Origin of the sequence: Tumidithrix helvetica PCC 7403, assembly GCF_965232925.1 — a bacterium.
GTDB lineage: Bacteria > Cyanobacteriota > Cyanobacteriia > Pseudanabaenales > Pseudanabaenaceae > Tumidithrix > Tumidithrix helvetica.
In genome coordinates, this window is sequence record NZ_CBDDRA010000010.1 from 119,687 (window position 1) to 134,854 (window position 15,168).

14 protein-coding genes are annotated in these 15,168 nt (G+C 45.9%); 7 read left to right on the plus strand and 7 right to left on the minus strand.

What is annotated here, in order from left to right; genetic code table 11:
• Nucleotides 1-90: 90 nt before the first annotated feature.
• Nucleotides 91-3,603 carry a transcription-repair coupling factor gene (gene mfd, locus ACP2WE_RS11400; protein WP_425215672.1) on the minus strand — a complete coding sequence of 1,171 codons (3,513 nt, stop codon included), beginning with the start codon at nucleotides 3,601-3,603 and terminating at the stop codon, nucleotides 91-93.
• Between the two features lie 251 nt (nucleotides 3,604-3,854).
• On the opposite strand from mfd, the gene ACP2WE_RS11405 reads away from it, so the two are divergent.
• Complete coding sequence (locus tag ACP2WE_RS11405; RefSeq protein WP_425215673.1) at nucleotides 3,855-4,478, plus strand: phospholipid scramblase-related protein; 624 nt, start codon at nucleotides 3,855-3,857, stop codon at nucleotides 4,476-4,478.
• A gap of 165 nt (nucleotides 4,479-4,643) precedes the next feature.
• Here the strand turns inward: ACP2WE_RS11405 and ACP2WE_RS11410 are convergent, their stop codons facing one another.
• A complete protein-coding gene (locus ACP2WE_RS11410; protein WP_425215674.1) occupies nucleotides 4,644-4,793 on the minus strand; it encodes a hypothetical protein in 150 nt (49 codons plus the stop codon).
• A gap of 214 nt (nucleotides 4,794-5,007) precedes the next feature.
• On the minus strand, nucleotides 5,008-5,418 hold the full coding sequence (locus ACP2WE_RS11415; protein WP_425215675.1) for a tetratricopeptide repeat protein: 411 nt from the start codon (nucleotides 5,416-5,418) through the stop codon (nucleotides 5,008-5,010).
• Between the two features lie 203 nt (nucleotides 5,419-5,621).
• Between ACP2WE_RS11415 and ACP2WE_RS11420 the strand changes: the two genes are divergently transcribed.
• Nucleotides 5,622-5,789 carry a hypothetical protein gene (locus ACP2WE_RS11420; protein WP_425215676.1) on the plus strand — a complete coding sequence of 56 codons (168 nt, stop codon included), beginning with the start codon at nucleotides 5,622-5,624 and terminating at the stop codon, nucleotides 5,787-5,789.
• Nucleotides 5,790-6,081: 292 nt separating this feature from the next.
• Nucleotides 6,082-6,339, plus strand: a complete 258-nt coding sequence (locus ACP2WE_RS11425; protein WP_425215677.1) for a DUF7219 family protein — start codon at nucleotides 6,082-6,084, stop codon at nucleotides 6,337-6,339.
• A 165-nt stretch (nucleotides 6,340-6,504) separates the two neighbouring features.
• Here ACP2WE_RS11425 and hemL read toward each other — a convergent pair whose 3' ends face one another.
• Entirely contained in the window at nucleotides 6,505-7,797 is a 1,293-nt protein-coding gene (gene hemL / locus ACP2WE_RS11430; protein WP_425215678.1) for a glutamate-1-semialdehyde 2,1-aminomutase, read from the minus strand.
• Nucleotides 7,798-7,989: 192 nt separating this feature from the next.
• Between hemL and ACP2WE_RS11435 the strand changes: the two genes are divergently transcribed.
• The 4 genes from ACP2WE_RS11435 to ACP2WE_RS11450 all read left to right on the plus strand — a co-directional run bounded on the left by ACP2WE_RS11435 (nucleotide 7,990) and on the right by ACP2WE_RS11450 (nucleotide 9,717).
• Nucleotides 7,990-8,298, plus strand: a complete 309-nt coding sequence (locus ACP2WE_RS11435; RefSeq protein ID WP_425215679.1) for a small RNA NsiR4-regulated ssr1528 family protein — start codon at nucleotides 7,990-7,992, stop codon at nucleotides 8,296-8,298.
• Between the two features lie 413 nt (nucleotides 8,299-8,711).
• The gene (locus ACP2WE_RS11440; protein WP_425215680.1) at nucleotides 8,712-9,230 is read left to right on the plus strand and encodes a restriction endonuclease subunit S; all 519 of its coding nucleotides are present in this window, start codon (nucleotides 8,712-8,714) and stop codon (nucleotides 9,228-9,230) included.
• Nucleotides 9,227-9,442 carry a hypothetical protein gene (locus ACP2WE_RS11445; protein ID WP_425215681.1) on the plus strand — a complete coding sequence of 72 codons (216 nt, stop codon included), beginning with the start codon at nucleotides 9,227-9,229 and terminating at the stop codon, nucleotides 9,440-9,442. The genes ACP2WE_RS11440 and ACP2WE_RS11445 overlap by 4 nt, the downstream gene beginning before the upstream one ends.
• Nucleotides 9,439-9,717, plus strand: coding sequence for a type II toxin-antitoxin system RelE family toxin (locus ACP2WE_RS11450; protein ID WP_425215682.1), 279 nt, complete (start codon nucleotides 9,439-9,441; stop codon nucleotides 9,715-9,717). The genes ACP2WE_RS11445 and ACP2WE_RS11450 overlap by 4 nt, the downstream gene beginning before the upstream one ends.
• A gap of 87 nt (nucleotides 9,718-9,804) precedes the next feature.
• On the opposite strand, the gene ACP2WE_RS11455 is transcribed toward ACP2WE_RS11450, so the two are convergent.
• The 3 genes from ACP2WE_RS11455 to ACP2WE_RS11465 all read right to left on the minus strand — a co-directional run bounded on the left by ACP2WE_RS11455 (nucleotide 9,805) and on the right by ACP2WE_RS11465 (nucleotide 14,664).
• A complete protein-coding gene (locus ACP2WE_RS11455) occupies nucleotides 9,805-10,146 on the minus strand; it encodes a DUF5615 family PIN-like protein (RefSeq protein WP_425215683.1) in 342 nt (113 codons plus the stop codon).
• Nucleotides 10,147-10,149: 3 nt separating this feature from the next.
• Nucleotides 10,150-10,476, minus strand: a complete 327-nt coding sequence (locus ACP2WE_RS11460) for a DUF433 domain-containing protein (protein ID WP_425215684.1) — start codon at nucleotides 10,474-10,476, stop codon at nucleotides 10,150-10,152.
• Between the two features lie 195 nt (nucleotides 10,477-10,671).
• Nucleotides 10,672-14,664 carry a magnesium chelatase subunit H gene (locus ACP2WE_RS11465; protein WP_425215685.1) on the minus strand — a complete coding sequence of 1,331 codons (3,993 nt, stop codon included), beginning with the start codon at nucleotides 14,662-14,664 and terminating at the stop codon, nucleotides 10,672-10,674.
• Nucleotides 14,665-15,168: the final 504 nt, after the last annotated feature.

Sequence of the window (15,168 nt, forward strand, 5' to 3'; positions counted from 1 at the left end):
AAAACAAAGTCTCAAAAATAAAAGATATATTAAGATTTTAAGCACTTATCTTGACATATTTACACCAGTTTTAGTGTGTTATCTAATACCCTAGCCCATCCCGCTTGTTGGCAGGTTTGTTGGCAGGTTTGTTGGTAGGGTTGCTTGCATTAGCTCAAGCCACTCGATCAAGTTTTCGAGTTGTTTGTCAGGAGCCATTGTCCCTAAGCCTCTAGCCGTGACCTTGCCGACTTGATAGGCAAACCGAGATTGTAAATGACTGGGTAGCTGCTGCTGCAAGATTTTCCAAGCGGGTTCTTCCATTTTAGTTTCTAAAATAACGTGTTGCTTGCCTTCGGGCTTAATGCGAGAGAAGCCGATTTTTTTAGCAACCTGCTTTAATTCCATCACCTTCACCAGTTGTCGGGCGGGTAGGGGAACCGTACCGTAGCGATCGCGCCATTCTTCTAAAATTTGTCCCAATTCCTTGCGCGAACTGACGGAAGCCACAGCACGGTAGGCACTCATCTTTTGATCGGTATCGGGAATATATTCCGAGGGAATAAAGGCTGTGATTGGCAGATCGATTTGCGTATCATCCACCTCAGGGATTTCAGAACCGCGAATTTCATTTAGTGCCTCTTGCAGCATTTCCATATAGAGGTCAAATCCAATTACGTCCATTTGTCCAGACTGCTCTGCACCCAGCAGATTGCCCACACCCCGAATCTCCATATCGCGCATGGCGAGATGATAGCCAGAACCGAGTTGGGTGAATTCTTGAATCGCGCGCAAACGCTTGCGGGCTGGTTCTGTAAGTTCGCCTTTTTCTTGATAAAACAGCCAAGCATGAGCCTGTAGACCCGCTCGACCGACCCGACCGCGCAGTTGGTACAGTTGCCCCAACCCGAATTTCTGGGCATCTTCGATAATGATCGTGTTAACGCGGGGAATATCCAATCCTGACTCGATAATCGTGGTACAGAGCAGGATGTCGGCTTCACCACTGTTGAAGGTGAGCATGGTGGACTCCAGTTCTGCTTCGGGCATCTGTCCGTGCGCGATTTCAATTCTGATCGATGGGATCATGGCGCGGATTTTTGCTGCCGTTTCTTCGATGCCCTCAATCCGAGGTAAGACGTAAAAAATCTGACCGCTGCGATCGAGTTCCTGCCTGATTGCCGCTCTGATTGCTTCGGCATTGTAGCGCGATAAATGTGTCTTGATCGATCGCCGCGAGGGGGGTGGCGTTGTAATTAAGCTCATCTCGCGCACGCCAGACAGTGCCATATAGAGGGTGCGCGGAATCGGTGTTGCAGTCAGAGTCAAGACATCAACTTCAGTTTTTAGGGCTTTGATTTTCTCTTTTTGGGCGACACCAAACCGCTGTTCTTCATCGACGACCAATAAGCCCAAATCCTTAAAACTGATTTCTTTGGACAGCAATTGATGGGTTCCCACAACAATATCTAACTCCCCCGTTTTGAGTCGTTGGATAATCTCCTTGCGTTCGGTCGCAGAACGGAATCGATTCAGTAGCGCGATTTGGATGGGATAGGGCGCGAAGCGTTCCTGTAGGGTGTGATAGTGTTGCTGTGCCAAGATCGTAGTTGGAGCTAAGAGTGCAGCCTGCTTGTCGGCTGTAACCGCTTTAAATATCGCACGAATACCCACTTCGGTTTTACCGAAACCGACATCGCCGCAGACCAAACGATCCATAGGGCGACTGCTTTCCATATCTTGCTTGACATCTTGGGTTGCCTTGAGCTGATCGGGTGTGGGCTGATAGGGAAAAGACTCTTCCATTTCCTGCTGCCAAGGCATATCCGAGGGGAAGGTGTAGCCAACTTGTTGCGATCGCTTGGCGTAGAGTTCCAAAAGATCGATCGCAATTTTTTTAATCGCTTTACGGGCTTTATTCGTCGTGTTTGCCCAAGCCTTGCTAGACATGCGATTGAGTTGTGGCTTGCCCTCCGCTTGGCTGCGGAATCTAGACAAACATGCCATTTGATCGACTGCCACCCTTAGCAAGCCATCTTCGTATTTGACCACGAGGTACTCGCGAGTCTCGCTACTGATCGTGAGACGCTCTAGCTTGAGAAACTGTCCGATGCCATGATGCTTATGCACCACATAGTCACCGGGGGAGAGTTTATTTAGATCGACCTGTTTAGAAACCGCTCTGCGCCGCTTGCGCACGTAGCTAGGCGTTCCAAGGGAATGCTGTCCAAAAAATTCGCGATCGCTGATCACCGCAATCCGAAAAATTGGTAGCACGAACCCTTGAATCTCAGCGACGCCTGAATATTTCAAGGCTACGGGTGTGCGTCCAGATTGCAACTTCTCAATTGCCCCATAATCCCTAACATTGGGCACAAACTGAGCAGGACAGTCATGTTCTTGCAGCAAAGACACGGCTCTAGAAGGCTGCGCCGAGATTAACGTGATTTTAAACCCTTGGTCGCGATATTCCCGTATGGTTTTAGCTAGATTTCCAAACTGATGCGGTACGGCTGGAATGGAACGGCTTAAGAGATTGATGCCTTTGCCTTCTTCGCCCAATTCCGATAGGTATAAGCGAGCGAATACTTCAATTTCTGCCAAACACTCCTCAAACGAACGGTGTAATTTGCGAATCGCAGAATTATCCACTTGCGGCTCGCCGACCGTAGATTGGTGGTAGAGAAATGCCTGCTCAGCCGCCTCTACCCAGCGATCGCTATGGGCTTGACATTGCTCGGGTTCGTCGATCACGACAAGGCTGCGATCGCTGAGATAATCAATCAGTGAAGCCCTTGCCTCAGGATTCACCGCAAATATTCTTGGGGTTTCTTCTTTGGAATCTTGCTTGGAATCCTGCTTGGACTCTTGTCTGGAATTCTGAGCGATCCCGAAAATTGGCTCAAAACTAATCGGGGTGAGGGAGATGGAGGGAATACTATCTAGGGTGCGTTGGGTGGCGGGGTCAAATTCTCGGATTTTCTCGATGCGATCGCCAAACCAGTCCAAGCGGATCGGTAGTTCGCTGGAAACGGGGAAAATATCGACAATATCGCCACGCCTTCCCCATTGCCCCTCTGCTTCTACTAGGGCGGTACGCTCGTACCCCAAGCGCGCCAAATCTGCCGCCAATTGATTGAGGCTGAGTTCCATGCCCACGGACATCTGTAGGCAAAAGGATTGAAAGTCTTCTAGCTTGGGTAAATGCGGCTGCAAGGCGCGATCGGTAGCCACGATCGCCAATCTTTGGCCGTTATTTGTTGCGTCGGTTCGATCCTCGTCTTGACTGCGAACCAAATCTGACAGCACCTGCATCTGCGCCCAAGTAATCTCAGACTCAGGCACAAAAGGCTCGTAGGGTAATGCATCTGAAGTGGGGTAAAAATGCACGGTCTGCCAACCCATCGCCTCTAGCTGCACCGCCCATCGCCCTGCTTCTTCGAGAGTAGCGGTAATCACGACCAAGGGACGTTCTTGCTTTTGGCTCAGACAAGAACTAATAATCCCTTTGCCTAAGCGGGATAGCCCCGATAGCCTCAGACATTGCGATGCTTGTAACTTGTTCTCTAGCTCGTCTGTAAAAGGCGATCGCATCAAAGAGCGAATAACCGATGAAAATGGCATAAACCTAGCAACCCTCTAACTGCGCCACAAAAGCTTACTGCTTTGCTGCACTAACTCCTCTTGTAGTGTAGCTAAAACTTCGATCGCTTATATTTTTTTAAGATTTGGTATGGTTGCATAATGTTCTCAACTTCTATGAGTCAGTCACGAGATCGTGTTCGTCTGTCTTTACTAGCCACAATCGCTGCTATCAAAGCTGCCATCCTCTACACTGTAATGTATGCTGAGGTGTAGTTTTTGCTAAAAAAATTATGAGTGCGTTTCTGCAAACCCTTGTCCAAGCCAATGCAATTTATGTCAAACAAAAATTTGAACTAGCTGAAATATTTGGCTTTGAAACTCGCAACCGTTATCAAATTCAAACCGATGATGGTCGGCTATTTGGTTACTGCGCTGAACCAAAACTAGGTTTTATGGATGCGATCGGGCGACAGTTTTTAGGACATTGGCGAGTATTTAACATCGTGGGAACCGATCTGGATAATCAGCAGGTTTTTCGTGCCAATCATCCATTTCGCTGGTTTTTTCAACGTCTGGATATTTTTGGTGCAGGCGATCGCCCTGTAGGGAGTTTGCAGCAAAGATTTGCATGGTTTAGTAAGAAATTTGATTTTCTCGATACTAGGGGCAGAGTAGTGATGACCATGACTTCGCCACTTTGGAAAATTTGGACATTCCCCATCAAAAAAGGAGAGCGCGATGTATCCGTAATTGAAAAGAAATGGACAGGTCTGACTAAAGAACTATTCACGGATGCTGATAACTTTAGAGTACGCTTCACCGATGCGAAATTAACGGCTGACGAAAAGTTACTGTTACTCGCTGGTGCAGTGTTTGTCGATCTTTTATACTTTGAGACTAAAGCTTCTTCATAGTCAGGAATTGCCTTGAGTGCGATCGCCGATCTTGTAGATTGAAGTTGACGAAGGAATCCCAACAGATTTTTACCCGATCGTTCCTGTCGGTTCGGCGATTATCGGAAAACCCTTTGCCCACAACAAACTTTGCAATTACTAACTTCGTTTTAATCCTTTATATTCTCAATGTTCCGACTCAATGGCACGCATCAGAACATTTTCTTGTTGGTGTTCGGCTTCCAAACGTTCTTGAGTCAGAAGTTCGCGTGCTTCTTCACTTAAAACTGGGGCAGTCCTAAAAAGGAAAGGATCGATGTAAGGCATGCTAGACAAAGATTTCTGCGATTGAAAGAATATTGAAGCCCCTGAGTATGTAGGCTTTTTTTTGCGTATTTTCGGCTGCATAGATCAAATATGTATGAAGTCATGGGCTTTGTAGCATCTTCCTAATACTGAATCTTAGATATTCTCATGCAAGAGAAATTCATAAACTCCATACTGAAAGAGGGTTCTGAACATCCTTTCCTTTTTAGGGCTACCCACCTGCCTACCTAGATGAGCGAAATTGGTATAGGCTTTCTACTAAATCTGCTACCTTGGGATAATTATCCATTCGACCCTGTTGCTGAAAGAGTTTGGCGGCTTCGTTGTAATCCGCGATCGCAACTTCTTTCTTGCCAAGCTCGTACTCCGCGTACCCACGACTGAAGTAAGCATTGGCATCATCGGGCTCAAGACGAATCGCTTCGGTGAAGTCAGCAATGGCTCCCTGATAGTCTCCTAATCTGACCTTTGCGTTACCACGACTGTTATAGCCAGCCACACGATTGGGCTCAAGACAAATGGCTTCGGTAAAGTCGGCAATAGCTCCCTGATAGTCCCCGAGTTCGTACTTTGCGTGCCCCTTTCTGAAACTGTCTTCAGCAGACTTACCCCAAAATATCTTGCAAACGTTCATCGCTTTTCTAGCTCAATTTTTTGCGTCTATGTTCTAAATTTATCTGGAAAACCTATTTCCTTGGGTGTTTGGCGTCATCATCTTGTTGCGATCGCGATCGCAGGTAAGTATGATAAAGAACACAGGATCGCAAGGATAGCGATCGCATTGTTAACTGGGTCAGTATTGCAGAATATCCTTATCAAGTTTAAGGAACCAAAAATATGCAACGACAAAGTACTCCTCAGCAAAAACTAATCGCTCGATGGATCGATATCGAAGGCAAACTCATTTGCAAATGGGAGTCGATCGACCTCGAGCAAAAAACAGGGATTGTGCTTGCTTTCCCCTTGGTAGAAGGCTTATCAGAGCAGAACGCACAGGCAGCCTAATACTGTACAGGAACCATACACTAGCTAAATTTCGTCTTAAGCGTTCAAAGGTTGTTTCAGATATGGCTTTAGCATCAAATTGTCTCGATCGACACAAAGCGAAAGCGAAAGTAAGATTAAGGTAAGGTTAAAATATGTTTGTATTTGATGACAATAAAGAAAGGCAGCATTCTGACCGAGGGTTAAAATTAGGTGTTCTATTCCGAACCGTGAGTAGTTTCCTATGCTCCTCTCTGCGATCGCAAAGAAATAGAATCATGGCTTATCAATAGGAAATTAGGAGGATTCCATCATGAATAAATCTGACTTTATCAGTCCACGTTCTCGCTTTTACGGAGAATTTACGCCTCAAAATCTGGTTTTTGATGCGAACTTGCAAGAGTTTGCCCATCGCGTCAGTATTGTTACCGCACTGACGACAGGGGGGAAGTTAATGCCTGAAGAGGCCTATAGCCAAATCAAAAAGCTATGGCACGAACTCAAAAGCTCCAAGAAACAGCTTGGCATCGGTACAAAACCCACTGAAGGCACTCAGGAGATGAAAAACTGATTGAAACTCATAATTTCTGCTCGCACAAAAGCACAAAAGAACCCGCTATAAATAGCGGGTTCTTTTATATATGGGCGATTCTACTAGAGGATTAACCTATTACTATTTCCACAACATCTACAGCGAGACCCATTATGTATGCAGCAACAAAGATCCTCTTCATTCCTAGATCTGGGATAGAACTGCACGGGCTGCAGCTAAGGTTGCCTCAATATCGTCGTCGGTATGAGCTAAAGATGTGAAGCCTGCTTCAAATTGCGAGGGTGCGAGATAAACGCCATGCTCTAACATGCCGCGATGGAACTTGGCAAATTTTTTGGTGTCGCTCGTCTTGGCATCTTCATAGCTATAGACCTGCTGACTCGTAAAGAACATGCCAAACATGGCTCCAAGAACGTTGCCTGTGGCAGCATGACCTGTTTCATGGGCGATCGCCAGCATTCCATCCGCTAATTTCTTCGTAACTTGGTCGAGATATTCGTAAGAACCTGGTCGCTTGAGAATCTCTAGGGTTTTGATCCCAGCCGTCATCGCTAGGGGATTACCCGACAGCGTACCAGCTTGATACATTGGTCCCGCAGGTGCAACCATAGCCATGATGTCCTTGCGACCGCCATAGGCACCAACAGGAAGACCACCCCCAATTACCTTACCAAGGGTAGTGAGGTCAGGCGTGACACCAAAACGGGCTTGAGCGCCACCATAGGCAAGACGGAACCCCGTCATGACTTCATCAAATACGAGCAAAGCGCCATTGGCACGGCAGAGATCTTGCAAACCTTGGAGAAACCCTGCTTTAGGCAAAATGCAACCAGCATTGCCGACCACAGGTTCGATAATCACACCAGAGATTTCGTTAGGATTTGCTGCAAATAGTGCCTTGACCGCTTCCAGATCGTTGTAAGGCGCAGTCAGCGTGTTTGCAGTCGTGGACTTAGGCACACCGGGGGAGTCGGGCAAACCAAGGGTAGCCACGCCCGAACCTGCTTGCACTAAGAACATATCAGCATGTCCGTGATAGCAGCCTTCAAACTTGATGATTTTGTCTCTACCAGTAAATGCACGCATCAAGCGCAAAACCGACATGCAGGCTTCAGTACCAGAGTTGACAAAACGTACCATCTCAACGCTAGGCACTGCGTCAATGACCATTTCGGCAAGCTGATTTTCTAAGACACAGGGCGCACCAAAACTCGTCCCATGAGCCAGCGCTTGATGGAGCGCGTCGATAACTTCGGGGTGGGTATGACCGACGATCGCAGGGCCCCATGAGCCTACATAGTCAATATATTTGTTGCCATCGATGTCCCATGCGTAAGCCCCCTGCACGCGATCGAACACCACAGGTTCCCCGCCTACAGATTTAAATGCTCTTACGGGTGAACTAACGCCACCGGGCATAAGGTTTTTGGCGGCTGCAAAGATTTCTTGTGATTTTGTCGTGTTAAAGGCGACCATATTACGGATTAGCTATTTAAATACTTCTTGATTTCAATTTAGCCTGAAGTGACGGTCGATCTTAGCAAAACTAGACGTTTCTTAATACCTGTAGCGATCGCAAATTCTGGCAAGCATTTAACCTACTGGTCACGATCCCCATGATTGAGTAAGCTGGACTGTAGCAAAATAAATTCTTAAGTTTTACAAATTATGTCTACTGAAACATCTGCCGAATCTCCATCACCATCGACTACGGGTGCTGATGCCATTGATGTGGCGATCGCCCAGGGTATCGATTTTGATGGTTCTGCGATCGACCCCAAAAAATTGGATCTATATAACAAGGTGATGGCGATCGAGGCTGGTCGCCAACGTAGCGGTGTTACTAATACCATGCGATCGCGCATTGTTCGCATTGGCGTCAAACATATTGCCAAAGACGAACTCAATCAGATGTTGGCGGATGCTGGATTTAACCCACTTAAAGACAAGGAAATTGCTTTCTACTACAGCAAATAGTCAATTTTCAGGAATGACGATGCACTGGTGGAGGGAACGTAAGTTGGGGTTAAGGATTTTGGAATAAGCAAGCCAACTTGTTGAAACCAAAGGTATTGCCCCTCCTTAACCCTCCTCTTAATGAACGCAAACGTGCCAGAAGTTAGCGATCGCATATAACCAATCAGGAAAAATCTAAAAAAGACGCTACCTGTTTACCAGTATAGCGCCCATATTTTTTTAAGGAAAGTTAAGGGATGACCGAATACTTCTATTCAACGTCTTCGATGCGGTCTTCTAGTTCTTGGTAGAGATCTCGCAGCATTTGCAGATTGCAATCGCTGGTTTCCCAATAGCCGCGACCGTTGACTACTAAAAACTTACCCTCCATTTGACGACAACTCAAATACTTGTTTAAGTAAGCTAATAGTTATTTGTTTATCATAATTGCGTTAAACTCTACAGCAGACAACGCTTTAATAATCAAATTTCTTACGACTGATAATTTACAGGTTGGAGATATTCTATTTACACGTAAAGGTAGTTTTGGTAATTCTGCCGTAGTTGATGAGAAAACAGTGCATGGAATTATTAGCAGTGAAATAATGCTTGTCAGATTAACTCCAAATTCAAAGTTATTAATTTTACCTGAATATACAAGTTTGTTTTTAAATTCTCAGTTTGGATTCCTACAGGTTGAGCGTAGAGTTCACGGAGTAGCTTATTACAGTATTTCACAATCTGATTTAGCAGATCTTTTGATTCCTATTATGCCGATATCTAAACAAAAAGAAATTGTTAAAAAGGTCAAATCCTCGTTTGCATTACAAGAACAATCCAAACAACTGTTAGAAATTGCTAAAACTGGAGTAGAAAAGGCGATCAAGAAAAATGAAGAAGTAGCGATTAATTGGATGAATCAACAATTGAAAATTTTAGGCATAAACTTATGATAGGAGACACAACTATGGAAGCCCAAATGCTTAGAGACATTATCAAGCAAAGTATTCGCGAAGTCTTGAGAGAAGAACGCTTATCTCTTTTTCTGGCGCTAATCCCAATTGTCAGCGATAAAGAGATTCGTGAAATTGAAGCGAAGTTTTCCACTCCATCACAATATGCTCCCGAAGAATTTACTGACATGACTGACTGGATTAAATCATGAAGGTTAAATTTAGCAAAAATGCAATCAAGTTCTTAAATGCTCTGTCTTCAACAGACCAAGAGCGGATACGGGAAAAGCTTAAAACGCTTGTACTTTCCATTGAGGAAAGTGGTTCAATTCCCTTTCAAGAACTAGATATTAAAAACCTCAAAGGTGAATGGAAAGGCTACCTGAGAATGCGCATAGGCAAAATGCGAGTCATTTTTTGTACAAGTGTTGAAGAGCTATTAATTTATGAGATCGACTTTAGAGGAGATATTTATAAGAGAAAATGAAAATTACACAAATTGCTAAAATTGGAGTAGACAAGGCGATCGAACAAAATGAAGGTGAAAAGCTACAATAAGTAAGCGATCGTTAATTTAAACAGATGGACGTACCACACGAATTAATTTTCCTTGCAACGATTCCTCTGCTTTCACAGCTTCATCAATCCGTGCTGCAAATTGTTCCCAATTACGATTATTAGTACAAGCAACAATTCCGAAATGGTTATCATTAAAGCGATGCAAACGAATAAAATCCCCTCTATTGATAGTTAATATTGCTCTCTCTTGACCTATGGCAAAAGCTAAAACCTCATCATCGGATATCCCCTGGTTCGCATTTCCTGCCTCTTGAACCGTCAAAACACCATGCCCTAAACCTCGCAACAATTCTACGACCTGCAAAGGAAACTGCTCATCCGCATAGAAACGTGCCATCCCCTAAGCAGCCTCATTCTGCTCAATTACCAAATCAATCTCATCCGCATGAGCCTCAGCATATACCCAAGCATTCGCTAAATCCGTAGCTGTAATGGTTGGATAGCTCGTTAACAGGTCAGCATCACTATATCCAAGACGACGAGCTTCAACCAGCACCCAGACTGGAATCCTTGTGTTCGCAATGCAAGCCTCTCCACCACAAACTCTGGGCGTTTTCTCAATTCCTTGCCAAATACTCCCAAGACTTTGAGCAAGTAACTGGATAACCTGCACTTTTTCACTGGGTTTGAGGGCAAGAAGCTGTTGTTCTAACTCTTTGACGATCACGAGTGTAAATCCTCATAACGCTTTATCAAACTACATTTACAATTTTATCTCTTATCGAATAGCCAATGAACGCAAACGTGCCAGAAGTTAGCGATCGCATATAACCAATCAGGAAAAATCTAAAAAAGACGCTACCTGTTTACCAGTATAGCGCCTATAATTTTTTAAGGAAAGTTAAGGGATGGTCGAATACTTCTATTCAACGCCTTCGATGCGGTCTTCTAGTTCTTGATATAGATCTCGTAGCATTTGCAGATTGCGATCGCTGGTTTCCCAATAGCCGCGACCGTTGACTTCTAGCAACGTGCCCACCATCTTACGGAAAGAATGGGGGTTGAGATTTTTGAGGCGATCGCGCATCTCAGCATCTTTAACGTAAACGTCATTGACATCCTCATAGACCCAGTTGTCCACAGCACCCGCTGTCGCAGACCAGCCCATCGTATTTACAAGGCGTTTGGAGATTTCTCTAACCCCTTCATAACCGTGATTGAGCATCCCTTCGTACCATTTGGGATTGAGCAACTTGGTACGGGTGTCGAGACGCACCGTTTCGCTCAGCGTCCGTACTTGGGCGTTCGCTGTCGTCGTATCCGCCATGTAGGAATTAGGCTTTTTGCCATCCTTCCGCAGGTTTTGGACGAGTTTCGTGGGGTCAGAATCGAAGTAATGGCTGACATCGGTGAGACTAATCTCAGAGGAATCGAGGTTTTGGAAGGTGACATCCACAGACTTGAGTGAAGACTCGTACAACTTGCGTTGCTGGGTATTGCTGACCTCAGAACCAAAGGCAAAGGACTTGCGTGCCAAGTACATTTCCTGAAGTTCCTCTTCCTTTTCCCAAGTGCTATTTTCCACAGCGAGGTTCACATTCGCGGCATAGGAGCCCGAAGCATTACTGAATACTCGTGTCGCGGCTTGGCGAGTCGTAATGCCAAACTCTTCGGCTTGGGCGATCGCGTGTTTGCGCACGAAGTTCATCTCTAAAGGCTCATCCGCTTCCGCTGCCATACGAATGGCGCGATCGAGCAAATCCATTTGGTTGACAAATAGATCGCGGAACACACCCGAACAGTTAACTACAACATCAATGCGCGGACGACCGAGTTCTTCTAGGGTCATCAACTCTAAACGGTTAACGCGACCTAAAGCATCGGGCAAAGGTCGTACGCCCACCATACAGAGAACTTGGGCTAAGGATTCGCCGTAGGTCTTGATGTTATCGGTTCCCCAGAGTACGCAAGCGATCGTTTCAGGATAGTTGCCATCGTTATCAGCCTTTTGACGAGCTAGCAGGCGCTCCACAACCACATGGGCAGCTTGGACAGCGGCACTGGTAGGAATCGATTGCGGATCGAGGGCATGCATATTCTTGCCCGTAGGTAGAACGCTGGGATTGCGAATGGGATCGCCACCAGGGCTAGGGGTGATGTATTCCCCTTCTAAGGCTCGAATCAAGCCACCGAGTTCGTTATCGGCAATGATTTGCTTGAGACAGAATTCCAAAAACTCAAATAGAGGCTTAATTGCTTCGACATCGACATTGCCATAACCGCTTTCTTGTAGGGAGGTCAGCCAAGGCTCGGTTTTGCCCATATGCAAGAAGTTGAGAATGGAGAGCTTCGAGATCCTGCCATCTAAATCCGTTTTGGCTTTAACTAGCGCTCCAACCGCTTTGGTGGTCGCAACTCGCATACTTGCAAGTAACTCGACATCTGCGAGAATGCCATTGTCGCTAGATTTATAGAGTTGTTCGATATCTCGGTTAATGCTTTCACAAATAATCCGCAAGAGGGACTTCACATTATCTTCGGGGCGATCGAAGCTGGCAATGCTGGCAAGGACATCGGTAATATCATCAATCTTGGGAGGTTCGCCCACAACGTGCAAACCACAGGGCAAGACACGGGACTCAATCTCCATCAGTTTGTTATAGACCTGACCGATAATATTATCTCGCTCTTCCAAGGTCATATCCTTAGCATCGCGATCGGGTAGATCGACATCCTTGTCTAGATTGACCAGACGCACCTTATCCATAATCGTGTTGACGATGGAAACCCCACGATTGCCTAGTCGCAGATCTTTATAGGAGCCAATCAATTCGTTGAGTTCCTTTAAGCCGCGATTGAGTCCCGCCGTTTCAGGTGCAGGCGTGATGTAGCTGATCGTTGTGGCATAGCCGCGTCGTTTGGCGATCGTCGCTTCCGAAGGATTATTGACAGCGTAATAATAGATATTCGGCAGGGAACCGATGAGATTATCGGGATAGCACTCACCTGACAGACCAATTTGCTTGCCTGGCATAAATTCTAACGAGCCATGCGTACCAAAGTGCAATACGGCGTCAGCTTCCCAGATCTTATTGAGATAAGTGTAGTAAGCAGCAAAGCCATGATGGGGCGAGGCAGACTTACTAAACAAGAGTCGCATGGGGTCGCCTTCGTAGCCAAAGGTTGGCTGCACGCCGACGAACACATTGCCGTAGTGCTTGCCGTAGATCAAGAGATTCTGACCGTCGGAATTGAGATGCCCGGGAGCAGGTCCCCACTGTGCGGCAATGCGATCGTAGTAGCTGGTATTCTCTTCGTATTCCTTGACCGAGAGTTTTGCTGCCACGTTCAATTCTGGACTACCCACCATGGCGTTGGGATTGTGCAAAATCTCTTCCATTAAGGCAGAACCATTGGCAGGCAAGCCCTGAACATCATAGCCATTTTTGGATAGGGCTTCTACTACCTTATGAATGGAAGCAAATACATCGAGGTAGGCAGCCGTACCAATATTGCCTTTATCGGGAGGGAAACTAAAAATGGTGATCGCAATCTTTTTGCTAAGGCGAGGTTTGCGGCGGAGATTTCCCCACTTAAGTGCGCGTCCAGCAATCATTTCCACCCGATCGCTGAGTGCGATCGCCCGCCCAGTCATTTCATCGCGACCCGACATCACAATGGGGTCAACACCACCATCGAGTTCGGGCAAGGCTACCTGCAACGCCACCTGCACGGGATGAAGTCCCAGATCGCTCTGTTCCCATTCTTCGGTGGTTTGGAATACGAGAGGCAATGCCACCATATAGGGGCAATTGAGCTTTTCTAAAGCTTCTACTGCCTTGGGATGATCTTGACGTGCAGGACCTCCCACAAGCGCAAAGCCCGTGAGCGAAACGACTGAGTCAACTAGAACGCTACGCTTAGAATCATTCGCTTTTCCCTGTTGGTGGAAAAATGCTTCCACGGGTTTAGAGAAATCAAGCCCCCCAGCAAATACTGGAATCACTCTTGCCCCTTGAGATTCCAATTCCTGCACGATCGCAACGTAATGGGCATCATCTCCTGTAACGAGGTGGGTGCGGGCAAGTACTAAGCCTACGCAGGGAGCCAGAGGATCCTTGACATCTTCGGGAATATCGCGGCGGCTATTGAACCAAGCAAGGTACTCCTGCACATCCTCAAACATTTTGGGAGCCAGAGGATGCCAGACGCCCATATCGGGATAGGCGATCGGATCTTTGAAGGTGAGCTTGCCAGCAGCTTGGGGCAAATACTTCTCAGCCAGCATTAAAAGGAAATTTTCTAGGTTCTCTTGCGAACCTCCCAGCCAGTATTGGAAGCTGAGCATGAAGTTCCTTGCATCCTGAGCCTTTTCCATGGGCATGTATTTCAGGATTTTAGGCAGGGTCTGCACGACCTTGAGCATACTGTCTTGGAAAGAACTTCCAGATTTTTCTTTGCGCTTACGCATGAATTGCGCGATCGCACTTTTGGACTGTCCCAGATTTGCCATGCTAAAGCTGCCCATTTTATTCAGGCGCATGAGCTGGGGCATAGAGGGGAATACGACACAGACATCTAAGCGATCGCGATAAACCTGCACAGCATCAACGACTTTGTTGGCGAGATCTTCAATAAAAATCAGCGAAGCGATAAAAACATTTGCTTCTGAAAGATCTTGCTTAAAGGCTTCATAGTTTTCGGGACTGCGAAGTTCTTCGATCAAATAGCCGCTTACAGCGATCGCAAGGTTAGGGTTCTTTTGGTTAATGGATTCGATCGCGGATGAAAGAGCACTCTGGTACTGTGGCTCTAACACAACATAGACCAATTTCATCAACACGCGCCCTTGCAGATTGGCTGGTTCGATATGTCTATTGTTTGGTTTAGCCGACGGCTTAACAGAAGTGAACATGCAGTCTCCTTAAGTTTTAGTCCTTTAAATTGTTATCGGTAAAAAGTGATTGATGAATCACAGTTAATTTGATAATTCTTATTTTATTATCAAAGATCGTTACACTACCTTAATCTCAGCCCTAACTGCAATAAATCGAAACCGAATACTCAATATTTCTACACATTTTAGTGTTTAAGCACTCAGAATAAAGCAATATTTCTTAATATTCGTCCTATATTCTTTATTGTGGTTATTTATTTTTCATAGCCAGGCCTAAATGTCGAAAGCGATCGTTTGTGGAGGGATGATGGGCGATCTCGATCGGAGCCAAGGGAATTAGCTTGAGGTTTTGACATCGAATCTATAGCCAACTCATTTCAGTAAAAGCAGCTAGCCACAATCTTCGTCAACTAAATCCCTAAATTTCGCGGTCTTTTGCGAGCATAGTGCGGATTTCGGGATTCTCTCAATCTCTGCGTTGAGAGAATCCGAAGCATCTTTTCAAAAACAAACGATCTGGGA

Bases quoted from the DNA above. Each gene is read 5' to 3' on its own strand.
- mfd (WP_425215672.1), bottom strand. From the start codon at position 3,603: ATGCCATTTTCATCGGTTATTCGCTCTTTGATGCGATCGCCTTTTACA.
- ACP2WE_RS11405 (WP_425215673.1), top strand. From the start codon at position 3,855: ATGAGTGCGTTTCTGCAAACCCTTGTCCAAGCCAATGCAATTTATGTC.
- ACP2WE_RS11415 (WP_425215675.1), bottom strand. From the start codon at position 5,418: ATGAACGTTTGCAAGATATTTTGGGGTAAGTCTGCTGAAGACAGTTTC.
- ACP2WE_RS11420 (WP_425215676.1), top strand. From the start codon at position 5,622: ATGCAACGACAAAGTACTCCTCAGCAAAAACTAATCGCTCGATGGATC.
- ACP2WE_RS11425 (WP_425215677.1), top strand. From the start codon at position 6,082: ATGAATAAATCTGACTTTATCAGTCCACGTTCTCGCTTTTACGGAGAA.
- hemL (WP_425215678.1), bottom strand. From the start codon at position 7,797: ATGGTCGCCTTTAACACGACAAAATCACAAGAAATCTTTGCAGCCGCC.
- ACP2WE_RS11435 (WP_425215679.1), top strand. From the start codon at position 7,990: ATGTCTACTGAAACATCTGCCGAATCTCCATCACCATCGACTACGGGT.
- ACP2WE_RS11445 (WP_425215681.1), top strand. From the start codon at position 9,227: ATGATAGGAGACACAACTATGGAAGCCCAAATGCTTAGAGACATTATC.
- ACP2WE_RS11450 (WP_425215682.1), top strand. From the start codon at position 9,439: ATGAAGGTTAAATTTAGCAAAAATGCAATCAAGTTCTTAAATGCTCTG.
- ACP2WE_RS11455 (WP_425215683.1), bottom strand. From the start codon at position 10,146: ATGGCACGTTTCTATGCGGATGAGCAGTTTCCTTTGCAGGTCGTAGAA.
- ACP2WE_RS11465 (WP_425215685.1), bottom strand. From the start codon at position 14,664: ATGTTCACTTCTGTTAAGCCGTCGGCTAAACCAAACAATAGACATATC.